Here is a 19906-nt window from a genome sequence, read left to right as displayed (position 1 = left end):
GAGACCGCATGTCAGAGAACACCGCCGACAACACCGTGATGGGTCAGGAAAACGTGCCGGCAATGCCGCTCGCCATCAACCTGCAATATACGAAGGATCTTTCCTTCGAAGTTCCGGCTGGCGCGTCCATTTTCGCAACGCTTCGCTCTGCCCCGCAGATTTCCGTCAACATCGACGTCCAGGCCAACCGTCTGGAAGAAGACCAGGCCGTCTATGAAGTCGCTCTGGCCGTCCGCGCCGAAGCCGCTGAGCCGCCCGCACAGGAAGGTGGACAGGCCGGTCGTACGGTGTTCATCGCCGAACTGACCTATGCCGCTGTCGTGACACTGACCAACCCCCCGCAGGAACTGGTCGAGCCGATCCTGCTGGTTGAAGTGCCGCGCCTGATCTTCCCGTATGTCCGCGCCATCGTCAGCGATGTCACGCGTGACGGCGGCTTCCCGCCCGTCGTGCTTCAGCCGATCGACTTCGTGGCCCTGTGGCAGGCCAAGCGCGCCCAGCAGTTCCCGGAACCCGCCGGAGAAGCCTGAGTCGAAGCCTGATCTCAGGCAACTGGCCCGAGCTGCTTTAGCGGATCGGGCCACATCACCGCGCGCCATTCCTTATGGTTCAGGCGCGCGGCTATGGCCTCTGACAGACAGAGCGCCCGCACGGCAGACAGTGCCGTCACATCTTCGGCCCCAAGTGCTCCTCGAAACGCTTCCGCCGTTTTCCCGGAATACAGCAGCACAGCTTCGACTCGTCGCTCCCGCAGAGCCGCCGCCGCATCATCCGGCAACGTCATACACTTGCTGACTGCGTAAACTTCCGCCCGCTGCACCTCCAGATTTCTCGCCAGATCCAGACCGTAGCCTTCGCCGCTGGCCAGAAGCACGTCTGCGCCCGTAATGCCCCGCATCCGGCAGAATGCGGTCAAAGCCAGGGCATCTCCGTCTGCCGCTTCAACATGGATAAATCCGGCCTGACGCGCCCGCGCCGCCGTTTGCGAGCCCACGGCAACGAGCAGTCTATCCTTCGGCCAGTCCCGCAACGCAGGCAGTGCATTCGCGCTTGTCACCAGAACCGCACGGAAGTTTTCAGGAGCAACCGGCGCCAGTGTCGTGATGTCCAGCATCGGACACGCTATCGCCTGCCAGCCCAGAGCCCTGACTTCCGCCATGGTAGCGGACAGTCCGGGCTCCGGCCGGGTCACCAGAACGACGCGGTCCGAGAGAAACGTCAGGGACGCCTCATGTCTTCGAAAATGTTGGACGGCGTATCGCGGCGCAGTTCGTCCGCAAGTTCCGTTCCCATACGGGCGGCTTCGAGCGGCGCGCCTTCGATGTGGCGCTGCAACAGGAACGTGCCGTCCTCGCTTGCAATCATGCCCGTCAGCTTCAGCACGCCCTTCTCGATGCGGGCATAGCCTCCGATCGGCGTCCGGCAGGAGCCGTCAAGCTCCGCCAGAAGCGCGCGCTCGGCTGTCGAAACGGCCCGGGCCTCCGGATCTTCGATCGCAGACAGCAGTTCGCGCAGTTCCAGATCGCTTTCACGAACCGTCACGCCCACGATACCCTGACCTGAGGCAGGAAGCATCTGATGCGGCTCGAACACCACATCCACACGATCTTCCATGCCCAGACGACGCAGCCCGGCCAGCGCCAGAAGCGTCGCATCGCACGCCCCGGCCCGCAGCTTGTCCAGTCGGGTCTGCACGTTGCCGCGCAGCAGCCCGAACCGCAGATCAGGCCGCACATGCAGCATCTGCGCCTGACGCCGCACGGACGCACATCCGATCAGCGCGCCTTCGGGCAGGCAGTCATACGGGCGTTCGGGGTCGATCTTTACGGTCCGGTCCCGCAGGATCAGCGCATCGCGCGCGTCTTCACGCTTGAGCGTGCAGGCCAGCACGAGGCCCGGCGGCAGATTGGTTTCCAGATCCTTGAGGCTGTGCACGGCGAAATCAATCCGCCCTGCAACCAGTGCCTCATGAATTTCCTTGGCGAACAGTCCCTTACCGCCAATTTCCGCCAGACGCTGAACCTGATTGCGGTCGCCTTCTGTGCTGATCTGGTATTCCTGAAACGCACCCATGTCGCGCAGGACCGGGCAGAACCGCGTCAGACGCGTCAGAAAATTGCGCGTCTGGACCAGCGCCAGCGGCGACGCCCGCGACCCGACACGGAGAGGGAGCTTGCGGCCAGTCGGCGGCTCAGCAGCATGGGAACGGCGGACGGCTTCCGCGGCAACTCGCTGGAGCGCATCGGAAGGCAGGACGGGAGCATTCATGAACGGCAGCTTTAGCCCATTCACACGGGACTGTCATGATATGACAGACTCGGCCATAATAAGGGGATGTCAGCCCCCGTTACTCATTCTCCCACACCTGCGCGTCCCCTTCTCGCAATCGAGACGTCCTGCGACGATACGGCCTGCGCCATTCTCGCTTATGACGGCACCATTCTGGCCGAAAGCGTGCTGTCCCAGATCGATCATGCCATTCTTGGTGGCGTCGTCCCGGAAATCGCGGCCCGTGCGCATCTGGACGCCCTGCCCGCTCTGGTGGCGGAAGTCCTGAAAAAAGCGTCTCTGACGCTCGCCGACATCGATATTTTCGCTGGCACGACCGGTCCGGGTCTGATTGGCGGCCTGATTGTTGGCAGTTCCTACGCCAAAGGGCTGGCCATGGCGCTGAACCGTCCTTTCATGGCCGTGAACCATATCGAAGCCCATATTCTCACGCCCCGACTTCCCAGTCTCGGAGCGGAGCTTCACTTTCCCTACCTGACGATGCTCGTCTCAGGCGGTCATTGCCAGTGCGTGTCGGTCGAACAGACGGGCCGCTATGTTCGCCTCGGCGGCACCATTGATGACGCCGCCGGAGAAGCCTTCGACAAGGTCGCCAAAATGCTCGGCCTGGGTTGGCCCGGCGGCCCTGCGCTGGAAAAACTTGCCACCGAAGGCCGGGACGATGCCTATGCGCTTCCCCGACCGCTCAAAGGCCGCGAAGGCTGCGATTTCTCTTTTTCGGGCCTGAAAACCGCTGTCAGCCGCCTGATCGACACGCAGGATCCGACCGGAAGCCGCGATGCCCTGCCACGCCAGTTCGCCGCAGACGTCGCCGCCTCCTTCCAGCGCGCCGTCGCGGATGTGATGGCAGACCGTGCCGAACATGCCCTCGCCCTCAGCCCGAATGCCACAGCGCTTGTCGTGGCAGGAGGTGTCGCGGCCAACAAAACCCTGCGCCACGCCCTCGAACAGGTCGCCGCCAATCACGGCATCCCTTTCTTCGCTCCGCCCCTGCGGCTGTGTACGGATAATGCGGTGATGGTTGCGTGGGCTGCGCTTGAGCGTCTTCATGCAGGCGAAACACCCAACGACATCGACACCGCCGCCCGCCCCCGCTGGCCGCTCTCTGAACGCACTCCCGCCATCCCGGAACAATTCTCTTGAACTACCGTCACATCTATCACGCCGGAAACTTCGCCGACTGCATGAAGCACGCTCTGCTTCTGGCGCTCATCAAGGCGCTCAAGCGCAAACCCGCGGGCTTCCTCATCCTCGACACCCATGCCGGATGCGGCCGGTACGATCTGACGTCCGAAGAAGCTGAAAAAACCGGCGAATGGCGCGCAGGCATCGGCCAACTCTTGAACAGTCCGACCGCAGCACCACTTGCGGAGTATCTCGACGCCGTCCGCCCCAATGTGCAGGACCGACACCGCTATCCCGGCTCTCCGGCTTTCGCCCGCGCCGAACTGCGCCCGCAGGATCAGCTTATTGCCTGCGAACTGCACCCTGAAGACGTCCGCCCCCTCCGCCGCCTCTTCCATGCAGACCCGCAGGCCGCCGTCCATCACCGTGATGGTTACGAAGCCCTGCGCGCGCTTCTCCCGCCCAAGGACTTCAAGCGCGGTCTCGTTCTCATTGATCCGCCGTTTGAAAAACCGGACGATTTCGCCCGCTGTGCAGAGGCTGTTGCCCTGATCCGTAACCGCTTCCGCGCCGGAATCGTCGCCGTCTGGTACCCGATCAAGCACCGTACACCCGTCCGCGCCTTCTATACGGCCCTTCAGGACGCGGGCTTCCGGGACATGCTCGCCTGCGAGTTTCTGCTGCGCCCGCCTGTCGATCCGTCGCGTCTGAACGGTTGTGGTCTGCTGGTCGTCAACGCCCCGTTCGGCTTTGAGGACGAAGCGCGCAATATTCTCGAAGCCCTTGCTGTCGGCCTGCGTTCTCCTGACGCGGAAGATATCAAGATCACGATCGAACGGCTGGCCGAGGAATAATGATGAGCAGACGCCCGCATATCGCCGTCATCGGCGCTGGAGCCTGGGGAACGGCGCTGGCCTGCGCCATGGCGGCTACCAGCGCGGACGTCACGCTCTGGATGCGAAACCCGGTCCCGCCGGGAACCCGCACCCTGCCGCGTCTGCCAGACATCACCCTGCCCGACACCGTCACCATTACCGGTGATTTCCCGCGCACCGCCGATGTCGTGTTGCTCGTAACCCCGGTGCAGACCGCCCGCGATGTCTCAACGCGGCTTCAGACCGTGCTCGACCCGGCCGTTCCGGTCGTGACCTGCTGTAAGGGGTTGGAACAAGCCACCTCTCTCCTGCCGCTCGATGTGCTGGCCCAGACCATGCCGAACCGCCCGACAGGCGTTCTTTCCGGTCCGAACTTTGCCATCGAGATCGCCCAAGGTCTCCCCGCCGCCGCAACACTGGCCTGCTCGGACCTTGCGCTTGCACAAACCCTCACGGCGCTCCTCAACACATCCAGCTTTCGTCTTTACGCCAGCGATGACGCCGCTGGTGTTCAGCTTGCGGGAGCCGCCAAGAACGTCATTGCTATCGGCGCAGGCATCACGATCGGCGCTGGACTGGGCGAAAACGCCCGCGCGGCTCTGATCACCCGCGCGGTGGCCGAAATCGGCCGCGTCGCCGAAGCCATTGGAGGCCGCGCCAGCACGCTTGCGGGCCTCGCGGGCATGGGGGATCTTATTCTGACCTGCACCGGTCGCGGTTCACGCAACTACAGCGTGGGCCTGGAACTTGGCGAAGGTCGCCCGCTCGCGGATATTCTTGCTTCGCGCACGACAGTTGCGGAAGGCGTTCTGACCGCCCCCGCGATGCTCGCCCTTGCCCGCAAACATAATGTGCGGGTGCCGATTATCGAGACCGTCACCCGCCTCCTTAACGAAGGCGTTTCGATCGAGGAAGCGCGCCATCTTCTGCTGGACCGCCCCCCGACCCGGGAATAACGCCGCGCTTCAGTGAAGAACGGCGCAGGCCACCCGGTCGCCCGAACCGCCAATCGGCTGGGTCTGATAATCATCCGGCTTGGCATGCACCACCACAGATGCACCGTCGGCATCCATCAGCGCAGGCAGAGCTTTGCCGCCCTTCAGCGAAACCAGCGTGGAATAAAGCTCTACCGTCGCCGTCCCGTCCGGTGCGACATACAGATTCGGCAGATCCCCGGCGTCATTCGCATCCGCTTTCAGAAGGCCATGCACCACCGGCGTTGTCGCATGGACATGCGAGCCCGCGCTGGTGAATTTCGGAGCCGCGCAGTTGCCCTTTTCATGGAAGTGGATGCCGTGCCAGCCCGGCGTCAGCCCCTGCACCTGAAGGCGCAGCAGAACGCCCTTTGGCGCATCCGTCACGGTCACGATCCCATGAGACGCGCCATCCGTCCCTTTCAGTTCTCCCGAAACACTGTCTGCCGCACAGGCCAGAGAAGGGATGGCTATGGCGGAGGCCAGAAGAAGAGTCAGAAATCCGGAACGACGCATGGGCACTCACAGTCTTTATAAAGTCAGATGATAAATATTCTCATCTTACCTCAGGTCAGGCAAATCTTCTGATCAGAGATTCGTGATCCGCCCAAAAGTCAGACAAAGAGCCCCGCAATGACTGCGCTCATCGCATTGGACAGTGTTCCCGCCACAACAGCCCGCACGGCAAGCGATGCTACATCCGTCCGCCGACGCGGCTCCGCACTTCCGAACGCGCCGATCAGAATGCCGATCGTCGAAATATTCGCAAATCCGCACAGGGCAAAGGACAGGATCGTGATTGTCCGCTGAGACAGCGCATGGGCATGGATCAGCGGCGACAGGTTCACATAGGCCACGAACTCATTGAACGCGATTTTCTGTCCCAGCAGTCCTCCCGCCACGACACACTCGCTCCACGGCACGCCAAGCAACCAGGCAAACGGCGCAAATACCATCCCCAGAATCCACGACAGCGACAGCCCGAACGCACCGAGAAGCCCGTTCGCCAACGCAATCAGCCCCACGAAGGCAATCAGGACAGACCCCACCGCCACCGCGATCTTTGCACCGTTCATCGCGCCGTCGGCAATGGCCTCGAACATGCTGTGATGCCCGTGATCCGCCCCCGCAATCTGAGCGTCAGACCGACGCGGCCCCGGAAACAGGATGCGTGAAAACAGCAATCCGCCCGGAATGGCCATGAAAGATGCCGCCAGCAGGTTCTCCATCGGCACACCCAGCGACGCATATCCCGCCAGCACGGACCCCGCGATGGACGACGTTCCGCTGCACAGAACCGTCGCCAGTTCCCCCTCCGACATTTCCGTCAGACAGGTCTGAAGCGCGATCGGTATCTCGCTCTGTCCCAGAAAGATCGTGAGTACCGCTGCAAACGATTCCAGCCCCGTCGTTCCCAAGATCCGCGAGAGCGCCCCACCAATCAGTTTCGAGAGGAACTGCAACACGCCCCAATGCTGTAAAAGCCCCAGAAGTGCAGCGACATAGACGATCTCCGGCAGCACCTTCAGCGCAAAGACAAAGCCGCCATTGCCGAACAATCCGTCCATTTTCGGTCCCACAAGACCACCAAACAGAAACGCACTACCCACATCCCCGAAGGACAGAACTTTCGTCACCGCATCGGACACGACATGCAGTCCATGCGCGCCCACTGGCACCCACAGCACGACCGCCGCAATCAGTACCTGCAAGAGCAACGCCCGGCCCACCACCGTCCAGTCGATGTCCCGGCGGTTGGTGGACAGGAGCGCTCCCAGAAACAGAAGCCCGGCCATGCCGAAAAGGACGCGCAGGATCACTCAGGCAAACTCCTCATGAAAAACAGGTAGAACTGAACCTGAAACGATCTGAACCTGTCCATCATGTCACGTTCTGTCCACCCCTCCTCTCTCGCCTGCACGCGCCTGACCCGCTAGGATGCCGCCCGACTGATAGGGAAACGCCCCATGACCTGTGCCTATGATTTCAGCCTTCCCGGCCTGTCCGGCGATACGATCGACCTTTCGGCCTATCGCGGGCGACCATTGCTGATTGTCAACACGGCTTCAAAATGCGGCTTTACTCCGCAATATGAAGATCTCCAGCATGTCTGGTCCCGTTATGGCCGTGACACTTCGGATGGTCTGATGGTCATTGGTATTCCGTCAAACGATTTCGGCGAGCAGGAACCCGGCTCTGCGACAGATATCAAGACTTTCTGTTACCGCAACTACGGCGTCTCTTTTCCCATGACGGCCAAACAGCACGTTCGTGGACCGGAAATCACGCCGATTTTCCAATGGCTTGACAAGCAGGGCGGTTTCCTCGCCCGTCCGCGCTGGAATTTCTACAAATACCTGATCGACCGCGATGGCAACCTTGCGAACTGGTTCACCCCGCTGGCCAAACCGGCTTCCAACCGGGTGGAAGAAGCCATCCGCAAGGTTATCCTGAGCAACTGACGGACTGCCCTCACGCAGGAGAGATGCGGGCTATCGTCTTTTTTCCTTGAATATCCGTATCGAAATCCGTCACAGTTCAAGTCAGAAATGTGACAGGAGATTCGTTATGAAGGACTCAGCACTCCGTCCGATCCTGCCCCTTCTGTTGGTTGCGGCGCTTGGTGCCCTGACCCCGGCCGTGGCCCATCACGTCACGACTTTCCTCGGCCTGTCCGGCATTTTCTGGGCCAGCGCCATGCTGATGCTGGAAGTCACGCTGCTCTGCATCGGTCTTGCTGCCGTGCGCCCCAGCATGGGCCCCTCGCAGCGCAGCAGCACGACCCCATACAACCGCGAAACGATCCTGCGCTGAGGCCAATCCGCCACGGCGTGTTTTTCCTGTCACGGAGCATATGTTGCGGCGCTGAATGATAGGCTAGGATCAGGAAATGCTTCGCAATTTCCTGACAGTCGGCAGCTGGACCATGCTTTCGCGTGTCCTCGGCCTCGTTCGTGACCAGCTTCTCGCCGCGTTCCTTGGTGCCGGCCCCGTTCAGGACGCCTACCTGATCGCGCTGAGGCTGCCCAACATGTTTCGGCGTCTTTTCGGCGAAGGCGCGTTCAACGCTGCTTTCGTGCCGATGTTCACCGAGCGTTACGAAACAAAAGGCCCCCAGCCCGCTCTGCGCTTCGCCGGTCAGGCGCTTTCCGGCCTGATGCTGTGGCTTGCCCTGCTGACGATCCTTGCCGAAATTTTTATGCCTCTGGTTGTGAGCTTCATCGGTTCGGGCCTCACCGGCACCCGTTTCGAAATCGCGGTGCATTTGTCGCGAATCACGTTTCCCTACATGCTGCTGATCTGCGGCGCGGCTCTCGTCTCGGGCATTCTCAACGGGCTTGGGAAATTTACTGCCGCCGCCGCCGCATACGTCACCTTCAACATTATCGGCATCGCGGCGATTCTCCTCGGCGCTCTGGTCTGGCATAATACCGCCGTCGTGAGCGCTTGGGGCGTGACGCTTTCAGGCATCGTGCAGTTTGGCGCTCTCTACTGGGCTGCCCATCGCGCAGGCATGGGGCCACATCTGACATGGCCCAGCCTGTCGGCAGACATGCGGGCGCTTTTGCGCCGCATGGGACCAGGCCTTGTCGGCTCCGGCGTCACCCAGATCAATCTGACCGTGGACATGATCATCGCAACCCATCTGCCTGTGGGGACGCCCTCGATCCTGTATTTCGCGGACCGCATCAACCAGCTTCCCCTCGGCGTTCTGGGCTCGGCTGCCGGGACGGCTCTTCTGCCGCTCCTGACCCGCCATATCGCCAACAACAACCGCTCCGCCGTCCATTCCAGCGTCAACCGCGCCATCGACTACACGCTGCTGCTGACCCTGCCCGCGATGATTGGCATGATCGTCCTCGCCTTCCCCATCATGGCCGCTCTTTTCAGCTACGGCCATTTCACCGTCGCGGATGCTCTCCTTTCCGGCCAGTGCCTTCAGGCGTATGCGCTCGGTCTGCCCGCCTTCGTTCTCATCAAGGTTCTCTCCCCGGCCTTTTTCGCGGAAGGCGACACCGTCACGCCCGTCCGTATCGGTTTCTTCACACTGGGCCTGAACCTCGTCCTCAACCTGCTGCTGTATCGCCCGCTGGGCCATATCGGACCGCCGCTGGCCAGCACAATTGCCGCTTTCGTCAACTGCACCCTCCTTGCCATCATTCTGCACCGGCGCGGACTGTTCATCGCAGACCCGCTCCTCAAAGGCCGCGCGCTCCGCATTACGGGGGCCGCCGTCATGATGGCGCTCTGGGTCGCGGCTTCAGAAAAACTCGCAGCACCCGACCTGCCTTCCTGGCATGGCGTGTGGCGCTTCAGCATGCTCATGGCTCTGATCCTCTTCGGCATGCTGGTCTATGTCATGACGCTCGATGCCTTGAAGGTGGTGCGCCTGCGTGACGTCGCCGTGGCTTTCCAGTCACGCCTGAACCGCAGACGCACCCGCTGACCCCGCCCTGCCGGTTCACACATCGGCAGGAAGACGGTATTGCCAAGGCACTGTTTTCCCCTTCCCCGACCTGACAACCCGGAGACCGGACCCATCGGCACTTTCATGCCCCTGCCTACCGCCGAAAACGCCAGCCCTGCGATGGCCCAGTGGTTCGATCTCAAACACCGCGAACCCGATGCCCTGCTGTTTTTCCGCATGGGCGATTTCTACGAGCTGTTCTTTGCCGACGCACAGGCGGCCGCCATGGCGCTCGACATCGCACTGACAGCCCGCGGCACGCATCAGGGCGAGCCGATCCCCATGTGTGGCGTCCCGGTCGCAGCTGCTCCGGCCTATCTCTCGCGGCTGATCCGTCGCGGCTTTCGCGTCGCTGTCGCCGAGCAGACGCAGACCCCGCCGAAAAAGGGGGAAAAGCCCCAGAAAGGCCCGCTCGCCCGTGCCATTGTTCGCGTCGTCACCCCCGGCACCCTGACCGAAGACGAACTGCTCGAAGCCGGACGCGCCAACCTCCTACTGGCCCTCGCCCGCAGCCCGGAAAAACGCGCAAAAACGATCGGCGCGGCCTGGATCGATATTTCCACTGGCGCCTTCGAAACGGCTTCGGTCAGCGATGCCGCTTTGCCGGAACTTCTGGCAAGGCTGGACCCCGCCGAAATCCTGTCCGAACCGGAACTCATCCCGCCCGACCATGCGAACCGACTGGCCCCCGTCGCCGTCCCGCCCACGCTCGACAGCGCCCGCACCCTCGTCGCCCGCGCCTATGGCGTGGCCCAGATCGACGCTCTCGGAGACTTCCCCTCCGAACAGGCCGTTGCCTGCGCCATCGCCCTGAACTACGTCCAGCGCAGTCAGGCCGGAGCGCTCCCGCGCCTGTCGCGTCCCATTCCTCAAGGCACGGACGGTGTGCTGGGCATTGATCCCGCCACCCGCGCCAGCCTCGATATTCTCCGCACCCGTGACGGCGAGACGAAACACAGCCTTCTCGGCGCCGTCACCCGCACCGCTACAGCTGCGGGTTCGCGTCTTCTGGCCCAGTGGCTCGCTTCTCCGCTGACGGATGCCACCGCCATCACGGATCGACAGAACGGCTGGCTGTGGCTTGAGTCCATTCCCGGCCTGTCCAGTGCACTGGGCGATATTCTGCGCCGCACGCCCGATCCTGCCCGTGCCCTTGGCCGCATCTCCGCTGGGCGCGGGCAGCCGCGCGATCTCGCCGCGATCCGCGACACACTGGTCGCCGCCAACGACATAACGGCTCTGTTCCAGTCTGCCTGCGATGCGTCCACCCCCACTCTCATCCGCACGCTCACCGCTGGTCTGTACGGCCGCGCCGATACCCTGCTGGAGCAGCTTCAGGCCGCCGTCGCCGAAACCCTGCCCGCCCGTATCGAAGACGGCGGCTTTATCGCACCCGGCTACAATACGGAACTGGACCGTTATCGTGGCCTGCGTGACGAAAGCCGCCGCATCATCGCCGCCATGCAGGGCGAACTGTCTGAAAAATTCGGCGTCACGACGCTGAAAATCAAACACCACGCCCAGCTTGGCTACGTCATCGAAGTCCCGTCCGCGGCTGCCACGAAACTGCGCGACAACCGCGAACTCTCGTTCCGCCAAGGGACTGCCAGTCTCGCCCGCTTCTCCACCGAAGAGCTTGCCGGTCTGGATCGTGCGATCCTCGAAGCTGCCGACAGAGCCTCTGCGCTGGAGCGCCGCATCTTCGCTGAACTCTGCACCCGCATTCTCCAAACCCCGGCTCTCGATGAAGTCGCGGAGTTCCTCGCCCTCGCCGACGTGTTGCGCTCCTGCGGCCTGCTTGCAGAAGGCGGCTCATGGTGCCGTCCCGTCGTCACGGATGGCACGGAATTTGCGCTCGTTGCCTGCCGACATCCGGTTGTGGAGGCTGCGCTGGCCGAGTCGGGAAGTGCTGATGCCCGCTTCATCCCCAATGACTGTGCCCTCCCCCCCGAACACCGCGCCATGTTGCTGACGGGGCCGAACATGGCGGGTAAATCGACCTTCCTGCGCCAGACGGCACTGGCCGTCATTCTCGCGCAGGCGGGGCTGCCTGTCCCAGCAAAATCCGCGCAGATCGGCGTGGTGGACCGCCTGTTCTCCCGCGTTGGCGGAGCGGACGACCTTGCCCGGGGCCGCTCCACCTTCATGGTCGAAATGACCGAGACGGCTGCGATTCTCAATCAGGCCGGCCCAAAATCGCTTGTTGTCGTGGACGAGATCGGCCGGGGCACCGCAACCCTCGACGGTCTGTCCATCGCATGGGCCACGCTCGAAGCCCTGCACACACAGCTTGGCTCGCGGACAATCTTTGCCACACATTTCCATGAACTCGGCGCGCTGACCGACTTTCTGCCCCGCCTCGCGCCTTACACGATGGCCGTGAAAGAGTGGCGCGGCGAGGTTATCTTCCAGCACGAGGTCCGCCCCGGTGCCGCCCGCAAGAGCTGGGGGCTACATGTCGCAAAACTGGCGGGAATCCCGGCCTCAGTCATCAACCGTGCCAGCCGTCTTCTGACCCAGTTCGAGCGCGAACAGGCCGATTCCCGATCGTCTCTACCGCTGTTTGAAGCGGTTGCGGAACCAGAGTCGGCTGCGCCTGCCACACCTCCCGCACCCACTCCGCTGGAGGACGCACTCCGCGCCCTGAACCCCGACGATCTCTCTCCACGGGACGCGCTGGATGCGTTATATTCTTTGAAACGCCTTGCCTCAGGAAACGGCACTTGAAAGAAAACTCTTTCTGGGGCGAAACTCTCCCTCTTTCCTTCGCTGACGATACGGATAAGCCCCTGTCTGACCGAACCGCCCCCCTCCCGTATGACCCGGCCTCCTCCCTGCAGAGCGCTCTCGATACGGCTGCGGAACAGGGTCAGACAAGCCGCGAAGCCGTGCTTTCGATCCTGCGCCGGCATCTCGGCAGCGGGAACGCCTCCGTCCGCTATCAGTTTGAAAAGCGCCGGATCTCGGGAATCGATGCCGCCCGTGCGCTCGCCCATCAGGCCGACGACATGGTCTGCGCGCTGGCCGACCTCGCTGCGCAGAAACACGGTGCTCCCGGCGAAACACTCTGCCTTTGCGCCACCGGCGGCTACGGCGCGGGCCTGCTCGCCCCTTTTAGCGACATCGACATCCTGTTTCTGATCCCCGGCGATCCCTCAGCCGCCATGACGGCCCGGATCGAATTCATTCTTTACGCCCTGTGGGATCTCGGCCTGCGCGTCGGTCATGCCACGCGCTCCATCGCCGAATGCGTCCGCGACGCCGATACCGACCTGACGATCCGTACGGCCCTGCTGGACCTGCGCTTCCTCCACGGCGACCGCGCCCTCGCCCGCAACCTGCGATGCGCTCTGGGCGCTGATCTTCAGAATGACCGTCTGTGCGACTTCGTCATGGGCAAGATCGGCGAGCGCGAACAGCGTCACCGCCGCTTCGGTGATAACCCCTACATGGTCGAACCCAACATAAAGGAAGGCCGCGGCGGCCTGCGGGACCTGCAAACCCTGAACTGGATGGGCCGTGCAGCTTTAGGCTGTGCCGTCTCGACCCCCGAACATAATGGCCGCCCTGCCGAAGCCCCCCAGACGCCGTCTTTCGCGTCTTTCGGCCTGCTGACGGAGCGTGAAGCCCATCGCGCCCGACGCTCATGGGACTTCCTGTGGACGGTTCGCCTGCACCTGCACTACATCACCGGTCGCGCAGAAGAACGCCTGACCTTCGATGTCCAGCCCGTCATCGGCGGACGCATGGGGTATGCAACACACGGCCGACAGCGCGGTGTTGAACGCTTCATGCGGCATTACTTCCTGACCGCCCGTGACGTCATGCGCCTGACCAGCGTGCTGCAACCCGTTGTGCTGATGCATCTTCAGGATCAGACCACCGGCGAGCCGCCCAAAATCGTTCCCGGACCCGAAGAGTTCCAGACCATCGCCGGACGGATCTGTCCGATCGAGCCCGTCACGTTCGCAGACGAGCCTCGCGAGATGTTCCGCCTGCTTGATTGCGGGCGTCGTCACGATCTGCCGCTGCATCCCATCGCGATGCAGCAGATCATCCGCAACGAACGCCATGCCGTCGCCCTGCGTGATGATCCCGAGACTGCAAAAATCTTTCTGGACCTGCTCTGCGAGCCGAGTGCGGACGACACGAAAGCCGTTCCGTTCTGGCTCCCGATCCTGAACGAAACCGGCCTTCTCGGTCGCCTCCTGCCGGACTGGTCCCGTGTTGTCGGGCAGATGCAGTTCGACAGCTATCATATCTATACGGTCGATGAGCATATCGTCGAAGCCGTTCGCATGATGGGTCAGATCGAAGCCGGTCGCATGGCGGACGAAATCCCATTGGCTTATACACTGGCCAGCGATCTCCGCTCCCGCCGTGCACTCTACGTCGCGGTTCTACTCCACGATATTGGCAAGGGACGCGGCGGCGATCATTCCGAAATCGGGGCCGATCTTGCGTTGACGATCTGTCCGCAGCTCGGGCTGGACCCCGAAGAAACCGACACCGTCTCCTGGCTGGTCCTGCATCACCTCCTGCTTTCCCAGACCGCCTTCACCCGCGACATCGACGATCCCCGCACGATTCTCGACCTCGCCGACACCATTCAGTCTCCCGAACGTCTGCGCCTGCTGCTTCTGCTGACCATCGCCGACATGCGCGCCGTCAGCCCGAAGGTCTGGAACGCCTGGAAAGCGACGCTTCTGCGCGAGCTTTTCTCCCGCGTTGCCGAGGTTCTGGAAGGCGGACTGGCTGCCACCGAGCGCGACAGCCGCGTCAACCATGCCCGGGACCTCGCCCGGGATGGCCTCACTGGCACGCTGCCTGAAAGTAGCATCGAACGCTTTCTGGAACTCGGCTACCCGAGCTACTGGCTCGGCTTCGACACCGATACCCAGATGCGCCACGCCCGCATGGTCCACGATTCGGACCGATATCGCTCTCCTGTGACGGTCGAAGCCTTCCCGATCCCCGAACGCGGCGTTACCGAACTCACCGTCCTCTGCGCCGACCATCCGGGCCTGTTCTCACAGATTGCGGGAGCCCTCGCGGTCGCCGGGGCCTCCATCGTGGACGCCCGTATTCACACGCTGAGCGATGGTATGGCGCTCGACACATTCTGGGTGCAGGACGGCGAAGGCTGTTCCTTCGAGGAGCCCCATCAACTCGGGCGCCTCAACCATCTCGTGGAACAGGCACTGTCGGGCCGCCTCGACATCCGCAAGGGCATTGAAGACGCCAGCCATCACAGCACTTCGCGCCGGATGCGCGCGATTCACGTCCCACCCCGCGTCGTCATCGACAACACGGCTTCGGACCGTCATACCGTCATCGAGGTCAACGGACGCGACCGCCCCGGCCTGCTGCACGACATCACATCAACGCTTAGCAGCCAGTCCCTCCAGATTTCCTCGGCCCATATCACGACCTACGGCATGCGCGCCGTGGACGTCTTCTATGTGCGGGACCTGCTGGGCCTGAAAATTACCGATCCGGTCCGTCTTGCCCGTCTGCGCGAAACCCTGCTGGCATCCCTCACAAGTCCTCCGGTCACCGCTTCCGCAAACTGAGCGCCGCTGCTACGTCCTCCAGCACAACCGACCATCCTTCAGCGATGCCCGCTCCAGCGGGCGGGCGGAACTGACGGACATCGCGGTACCAGTTTACGTCTTTCCAACGCCAGTCCCCGCCTTCACGGTTCAGCAGCCAGAGCGGACGCCCCAATGCTCCTGCCATATGCGCCACCAGCGTATCCACACTGATCACCAGCGCACATCGCCCCACTTCCCGCGCCAGATCTTCAGAAGTTTCAAGCGACACGCGCTCCATCCATTCCGGCGCATCGCCGCGCTGAAGCGCCACAAACCGTATCCCGGAAAGCTGTCGCAAAACCTCCAGACATCCGGTCGGAACCGAGCGTCTGCGATCAAAGCGGTAGGACGGATTTCCCGACCAGCAGAGTCCGATCCGCCCTGCTTCAGGCACTTCTTCAACCGCAAGATAGGGCTCAGTACAAGGTGGCGCTTCAAGCTCCAGAACATCCGGCAGACTTAACAGGCTGATCTCCGCCGCCACAGGCCCTTCCGCTGGTAGAATCCGCTCCTGATCTAGGTCTGGCATCAGCCCCGCCAGCGCGGCCGTGCGGAACCGCAGACGCAACGGACGGAGCCGCGCCGCCTCTCTCAGAAACCGCAGGAACTGGACCTCGTCGCCCAGTCCCTGCTCTCCCACGACTGCAACAGGCTCCTCTCCCGCCGAGCCGTCCCACTGCGGGCTGTCCGAAATCAGTCCCAGAAGCGAGCGACGGCTTTCAAAGCACGGCCAGCCCTCCGCAAACCGTCCCTGCCCCAATAAAACGGTCGCCCGGTTGAAACGCGCCCGCTCGGCTTCTTCCCCCGCTTCACGGGCCATGATTATTTTGAATAGAGCCTCCGCATCCTCCACGCGCCCGATTTCCATCAGGATCGTGCCAAGATTGTTGGCGATCCGTGCATCCGAAGGACGTAACTCCAACGCCTGCCCTAATGTGCTGTACGCCGCCGTAAGCTCGCCCCGCGCCATCTGCACAAGACCCAGACTGTTAAGTGTCTCCGCAGTCCCAGCACCAAGTTCGCAGGCCTGCAACAGAACGTCTCCTGCTTCATCGAGAGCATTTCCAGCGAAAAGAGCGGCACCCAGATTTGCCAGCGCTGCGCCGTCACCGGGCCTGTCGCGCACGACCTGCCGGAACTCTTCGACCGCCTGCATCACCAAACCGTCATCGAGAAAAAGTTCCCCGATTCGGGTTCTCACATTACTTTTATCTGGCAGCAGAGCCGCTGCTTTCTGCAAAGCCTTCCGCGCTTCGCCTCGACGCCCCAGCCCTGCAAGTGCCTCTGCAAGCGCAGCATGGGCACGCGGATCGGCAGGCTGTAATAGTACGGACACATGCAATGCGGCCCGCGCCGCCTCAGTATGACCCTGCTCAAGCAAGGCCAGGCCCAGCGTTATGTGCATCCGTGCCCTGCGATCGGGAGAAACAGCCGATTTCTGTAAGGCACGCCCCACCAAGGCGACTGCTGTAGCACTCTGCCCGCGGGCTCGGGCGAGACACGCCATACCGTGCAGAGCATCCGGCTGGCCCGGTTCGAGGGTCAGAATGGCGCGAAAGCCCTCCCCCGCGCCAGAGAGGTCTCCTGCGTCGAAACAGGCGAAAGCGGTTTCTGTGGGGTCAGGAGAAAATAGCACTGTCATCAATTCTTCGTGCTCCGGAAAATCCTAAAAATTCCCAAAGATAGTGTTAACGAAGTTTTCACGATTCTCTGGTCAATATTGTAAGTCCGAGACAGAAGCAGAGGTTTTTCAGCAATGCATCTTGAGCAACGAACCGGTCCTGTGCCGGGCTTGGTGTACGCGACTGTCCGACAGGGTATGACCACCCGAACATTCCCCATCGAAGTACGCCGTACGGCTTCCGGCCACTATATCTCCCGTATGCCAGACAATCGCTGGTCCATCGAATGCCTGACCGTCGAAGCCGCGCTGCTCATGCACGCCGCAGTCCTGTTCCCGATCGAACAGGAACTCTCTCCCTGGCTCTCCAATCCCAAGCCTGCCCCGTCCGCGCTTAGCAATGCTGCTGGACCGATAAAGAGCCCGATTGCTGATGGTCAGGGGCCCCTTCCGGCACCTCCGAAAACTCTCAAACAGAAAACCGAAGCGAACTCCTGAGTCCACTTCATCCTTGCCAAATGCGTCCGGCAAGGCAATGTCAGTCCTATGAAAACCCGTCTCCTGCACGTCGCCGCCGCAACAGGGCTGGCGGCATTGGCCTTGAGCGCCTCTCCCGCCAGAGCGGATCACCCCTGGCAGGACTCTCCTACTCAGGCTTCCATTATAGCCGACGCAGCACTCCCCGGCCTTCGATCCACCGTGCTGCTTGCAGGTAAGAACGGAACCTATCTCGCGCTTGATGCCAGCGGACATCCCGTCCGGATCGACGCCACTAACACGCCGGCGCCTTTGTCCGGCCCCGACGTTCCCACCGAACCGCTGAGCGCGCTTGCGACCTCAGGCGACGATTTGTGGGGTCTTTCGACAGAAGAAACTCCCACCCTCATCCGCATGTCCCCGGATGGAGCAGCCCAGTCCCGCCTCCCGCTGACAGGTGCCGCGATTGCGGGCAGCAATCTTGTCGCGCTTCAGGTTCACGGCACACAGGCCTATCTGGCCGACGAAGGCAAACCTGCTCTCGTCGCGATTGATCTCAAGACTGGCAACGCAAAGCGTTTCCTGTCCTATGATCCTTCTCTCACCGGGCGTCATCCGCTCCTGCGCGCTGGCCAGCCCCGGATGGGACCAGACGGACGCCCCATTGCGGGTGGCAATGTGCGCTTCCTGCTTCTGGACGCAAAAGGCCAGTGGCTGTTCTATCAGCCCGCCTGCGGCCCGATGTCCCGCATCGACACCGCTCTGCTGACCGACACGGAATTCACCCCCGTCGAGCAGCTTGACGGCATTACTGAATGGCGGACAACCCCTGGCATTGGCGGCGAAACCCTGACGCCGGACAACATATTTTACCTCTCCGACATTACCGTCGGCAGCATCCTGAAATTCGGCACTGACCGTATTCCTCTGCGGATCCTCACAGACCCGCGTCTCTATGATGCAGGCTCGCCCGCAGTCTCCGACAGCCACCAGATGGCCGTACTCGCCACGGAAGATGGCAAAACGCACATTCTTCGCATCGCCTTGCCCTGACAGGACGTGATATAAAATCCCCCATGCGCTACCGATCGACCCGCGGCGAGCTGACCGCCGACGCCCCGAATTTCTCTGACATCCTTCTCGCTGGCCTTGCGGGAGACGGCGGTCTCTACATGCCGGAGAACTGGCCGAAGATCAGCCCGCAGACCCTGCGTGAATGGCGCGCGCTCTCCTATCCGGATCTCGCTGCAGAAGTCATCGCCCTCTTCACGGAAGGCGCAATCGACGTCGACACCCTGCGCCACATGACGCGGGACGCCTATGCCGGTTTCGACCATGCCGCCGTCGTCCCGCTGGTTGAAGTCGAGCAGGACCTCTACTCCCTCGAACTGTTCCACGGCCCCACGCTCGCCTTTAAAGACATGGCGATGCAGATGCTCGGCCGCCTGTTCGATCATGTCCTGACCCAGCGCAACCGCCATGTCACGATCGTCGGCGCAACGTCCGGCGACACTGGCTCGGCCGCCATCGAAGCCTGCCGTGGACGCGAACGCCTCTCCGTCGTCATCCTGCATCCCAAGGGCCGCACTTCTGACGTCCAGCGGCGCCAGATGACGACCGTTCAGGACGACAACATCCTCAACATTGCCGTCGAGGGCGATTTCGATACCTGTCAGGATCTGGTCAAGGCGATGTTCGCTGACCATGCTTTCCGCGACGAGGTCTCGCTCTCTGCCGTCAATTCCATCAACTGGGCCCGCATCGCCGCCCAGATTCCGTATTATGTCCGCGCGGCTCTCGCTCTTGGCGCGCCGGACCGCGAAGTCTCGTTCTCGGTCCCGACTGGCAATTTCGGCAATGTCCTCGCCGCATGGGCCGCAAAGCAGATGGGCCTGCCCATCAAAAAGCTCTGCATCGGCTCCAACCGCAACGACATTCTGACGCGCTTCGTCATCGACAACGACATGAGCGTCCGTACGGTCGAGCCAAGCCTGTCGCCGTCGATGGACATTCAGGTTTCGTCCAATTTCGAGCGCCTGCTGTTCGAACTGCTGGACCGCAATTCCACGCGTTGCGCCGCCATCATGCGCGAATTCCGCGAGACCGGTCGCATGGCTGTCCCGCATGACGCCTGGACCCGCATGAAGGACGTCTTCGAGGGCATGACCCTCACCGACGAACAGACCAGCGAGGCCATGCGACTATTCTACAACGAGAGCCTCTATCTCGCAGACCCGCATAGTGCGATCGGCCTCGCCGTTGGCAAGCGCTTTCAGGAACCCGGCATCCCCATGGTAGCGGCTGCCACGGCGCATCCCGCCAAATTCCCGGACGCCGTCACTGCTGCTACCGGCATCCATCCCAAACTCCCGCCGCACCTGTCCGATCTTTTCGAGCGCACCGAGCGTTACGAGTGCATGGACAGTCAGATCGCTGGTCTTCAGGACGCTGTCCGCGCTCACATCAAACGCGCCTGATCTTCA

At 62.4% G+C, this 19906-nt stretch carries 17 protein-coding genes; 12 read left to right on the top strand and 5 right to left on the bottom strand.

What is annotated here, in order from left to right:
• Positions 1 to 8 precede the first annotated feature (8 nt).
• Positions 9 to 530: a protein-export chaperone SecB gene (gene secB, locus JK208_RS02135; protein WP_062033330.1), complete on the top strand. Its 522-nt coding sequence runs from the start codon at positions 9 to 11 to the stop codon at positions 528 to 530.
• 14 nt (positions 531 to 544) lie between these two features.
• On the opposite strand, the gene JK208_RS02130 is transcribed toward secB, so the two are convergent.
• Together JK208_RS02130 and hemC are read right to left on the bottom strand one after the other, a co-directional pair.
• A complete protein-coding gene (locus JK208_RS02130; RefSeq protein WP_349291952.1) occupies positions 545 to 1192 on the bottom strand; it encodes a uroporphyrinogen-III synthase in 648 nt (215 codons plus the stop codon).
• Between the two features lie 26 nt (positions 1193 to 1218).
• Positions 1219 to 2268, bottom strand: a complete 1050-nt coding sequence (gene hemC / locus JK208_RS02125) for a hydroxymethylbilane synthase (protein ID WP_194261663.1) — start codon at positions 2266 to 2268, stop codon at positions 1219 to 1221.
• A 66-nt stretch (positions 2269 to 2334) separates the two neighbouring features.
• Between hemC and tsaD the strand changes: the two genes are divergently transcribed.
• From tsaD to JK208_RS02110, 3 genes are read left to right on the top strand one after another with little or no spacing between them, the layout of a single operon-like run.
• Complete coding sequence (gene tsaD, locus JK208_RS02120; protein ID WP_211574153.1) at positions 2335 to 3432, top strand: tRNA (adenosine(37)-N6)-threonylcarbamoyltransferase complex transferase subunit TsaD; 1098 nt, start codon at positions 2335 to 2337, stop codon at positions 3430 to 3432.
• Complete coding sequence (locus tag JK208_RS02115) at positions 3429 to 4268, top strand: 23S rRNA (adenine(2030)-N(6))-methyltransferase RlmJ (protein ID WP_211574152.1); 840 nt, start codon at positions 3429 to 3431, stop codon at positions 4266 to 4268. Before tsaD ends, JK208_RS02115 begins: the two co-directional genes overlap by 4 nt.
• A 2-nt stretch (positions 4269 to 4270) precedes the next feature.
• Entirely contained in the window at positions 4271 to 5245 is a 975-nt protein-coding gene (locus tag JK208_RS02110; RefSeq protein WP_211574151.1) for an NAD(P)H-dependent glycerol-3-phosphate dehydrogenase, read from the top strand.
• A gap of 9 nt (positions 5246 to 5254) precedes the next feature.
• Here the strand turns inward: JK208_RS02110 and sodC are convergent, their stop codons facing one another.
• Together sodC and JK208_RS02100 are read right to left on the bottom strand one after the other, a co-directional pair.
• Positions 5255 to 5779: a superoxide dismutase[Cu-Zn] gene (sodC, locus tag JK208_RS02105; protein ID WP_211574150.1), complete on the bottom strand. Its 525-nt coding sequence runs from the start codon at positions 5777 to 5779 to the stop codon at positions 5255 to 5257.
• A gap of 98 nt (positions 5780 to 5877) precedes the next feature.
• Positions 5878 to 7083, bottom strand: a complete 1206-nt coding sequence (locus JK208_RS02100) for a nucleoside transporter C-terminal domain-containing protein (RefSeq protein ID WP_211574149.1) — start codon at positions 7081 to 7083, stop codon at positions 5878 to 5880.
• A 147-nt stretch (positions 7084 to 7230) separates the two neighbouring features.
• Between JK208_RS02100 and JK208_RS02095 the strand changes: the two genes are divergently transcribed.
• The 5 genes from JK208_RS02095 to JK208_RS02075 all read left to right on the top strand — a co-directional run bounded on the left by JK208_RS02095 (position 7231) and on the right by JK208_RS02075 (position 15304).
• Positions 7231 to 7725 carry a glutathione peroxidase gene (locus JK208_RS02095; protein WP_211574148.1) on the top strand — a complete coding sequence of 165 codons (495 nt, stop codon included), beginning with the start codon at positions 7231 to 7233 and terminating at the stop codon, positions 7723 to 7725.
• Positions 7726 to 7831: 106 nt separating this feature from the next.
• Positions 7832 to 8077, top strand: coding sequence for a hypothetical protein (locus JK208_RS02090; RefSeq protein WP_211574147.1), 246 nt, complete (start codon positions 7832 to 7834; stop codon positions 8075 to 8077).
• A gap of 76 nt (positions 8078 to 8153) precedes the next feature.
• Complete coding sequence (murJ, locus tag JK208_RS02085) at positions 8154 to 9710, top strand: murein biosynthesis integral membrane protein MurJ (RefSeq protein WP_211574146.1); 1557 nt, start codon at positions 8154 to 8156, stop codon at positions 9708 to 9710.
• Between the two features lie 105 nt (positions 9711 to 9815).
• Complete coding sequence (mutS, locus tag JK208_RS02080) at positions 9816 to 12458, top strand: DNA mismatch repair protein MutS (protein WP_211574145.1); 2643 nt, start codon at positions 9816 to 9818, stop codon at positions 12456 to 12458.
• The gene (locus JK208_RS02075; RefSeq protein ID WP_211574144.1) at positions 12455 to 15304 is read left to right on the top strand and encodes a [protein-PII] uridylyltransferase; all 2850 of its coding nucleotides are present in this window, start codon (positions 12455 to 12457) and stop codon (positions 15302 to 15304) included. The genes mutS and JK208_RS02075 overlap by 4 nt, the downstream gene beginning before the upstream one ends.
• Here the strand turns inward: JK208_RS02075 and JK208_RS02070 are convergent.
• Entirely contained in the window at positions 15285 to 16967 is a 1683-nt protein-coding gene (locus JK208_RS02070) for a lipopolysaccharide assembly protein LapB (protein ID WP_211574143.1), read from the bottom strand. The genes JK208_RS02075 and JK208_RS02070 overlap by 20 nt on opposite strands.
• A 177-nt stretch (positions 16968 to 17144) precedes the next feature.
• Here JK208_RS02070 and JK208_RS02065 point away from each other — a divergent pair, with 177 nt between their 5' ends.
• Genes JK208_RS02065 through thrC form a run of 3 tightly spaced genes read left to right on the top strand, consistent with a single transcriptional unit; the run spans position 17145 to position 19900 of the window.
• A complete protein-coding gene (locus JK208_RS02065) occupies positions 17145 to 17444 on the top strand; it encodes a hypothetical protein (RefSeq protein ID WP_228125346.1) in 300 nt (99 codons plus the stop codon).
• Positions 17445 to 17492: 48 nt separating this feature from the next.
• Entirely contained in the window at positions 17493 to 18476 is a 984-nt protein-coding gene (locus JK208_RS02060) for a hypothetical protein (protein WP_211574142.1), read from the top strand.
• A 23-nt stretch (positions 18477 to 18499) separates the two neighbouring features.
• Positions 18500 to 19900, top strand: a complete 1401-nt coding sequence (gene thrC, locus JK208_RS02055; protein ID WP_211574141.1) for a threonine synthase — start codon at positions 18500 to 18502, stop codon at positions 19898 to 19900.
• Positions 19901 to 19906: the final 6 nt, after the last annotated feature.

The sequence above is a fragment of the Gluconobacter sp. Dm-74 genome (genome assembly GCF_018256135.1).
In the GTDB taxonomy this organism is placed as follows: domain Bacteria; phylum Pseudomonadota; class Alphaproteobacteria; order Acetobacterales; family Acetobacteraceae; genus Gluconobacter; species Gluconobacter cadivus.
The sequence above is the reverse complement of the archived record's forward strand: the minus strand, read 5'-3'. Positions and strand labels throughout refer to the sequence as shown.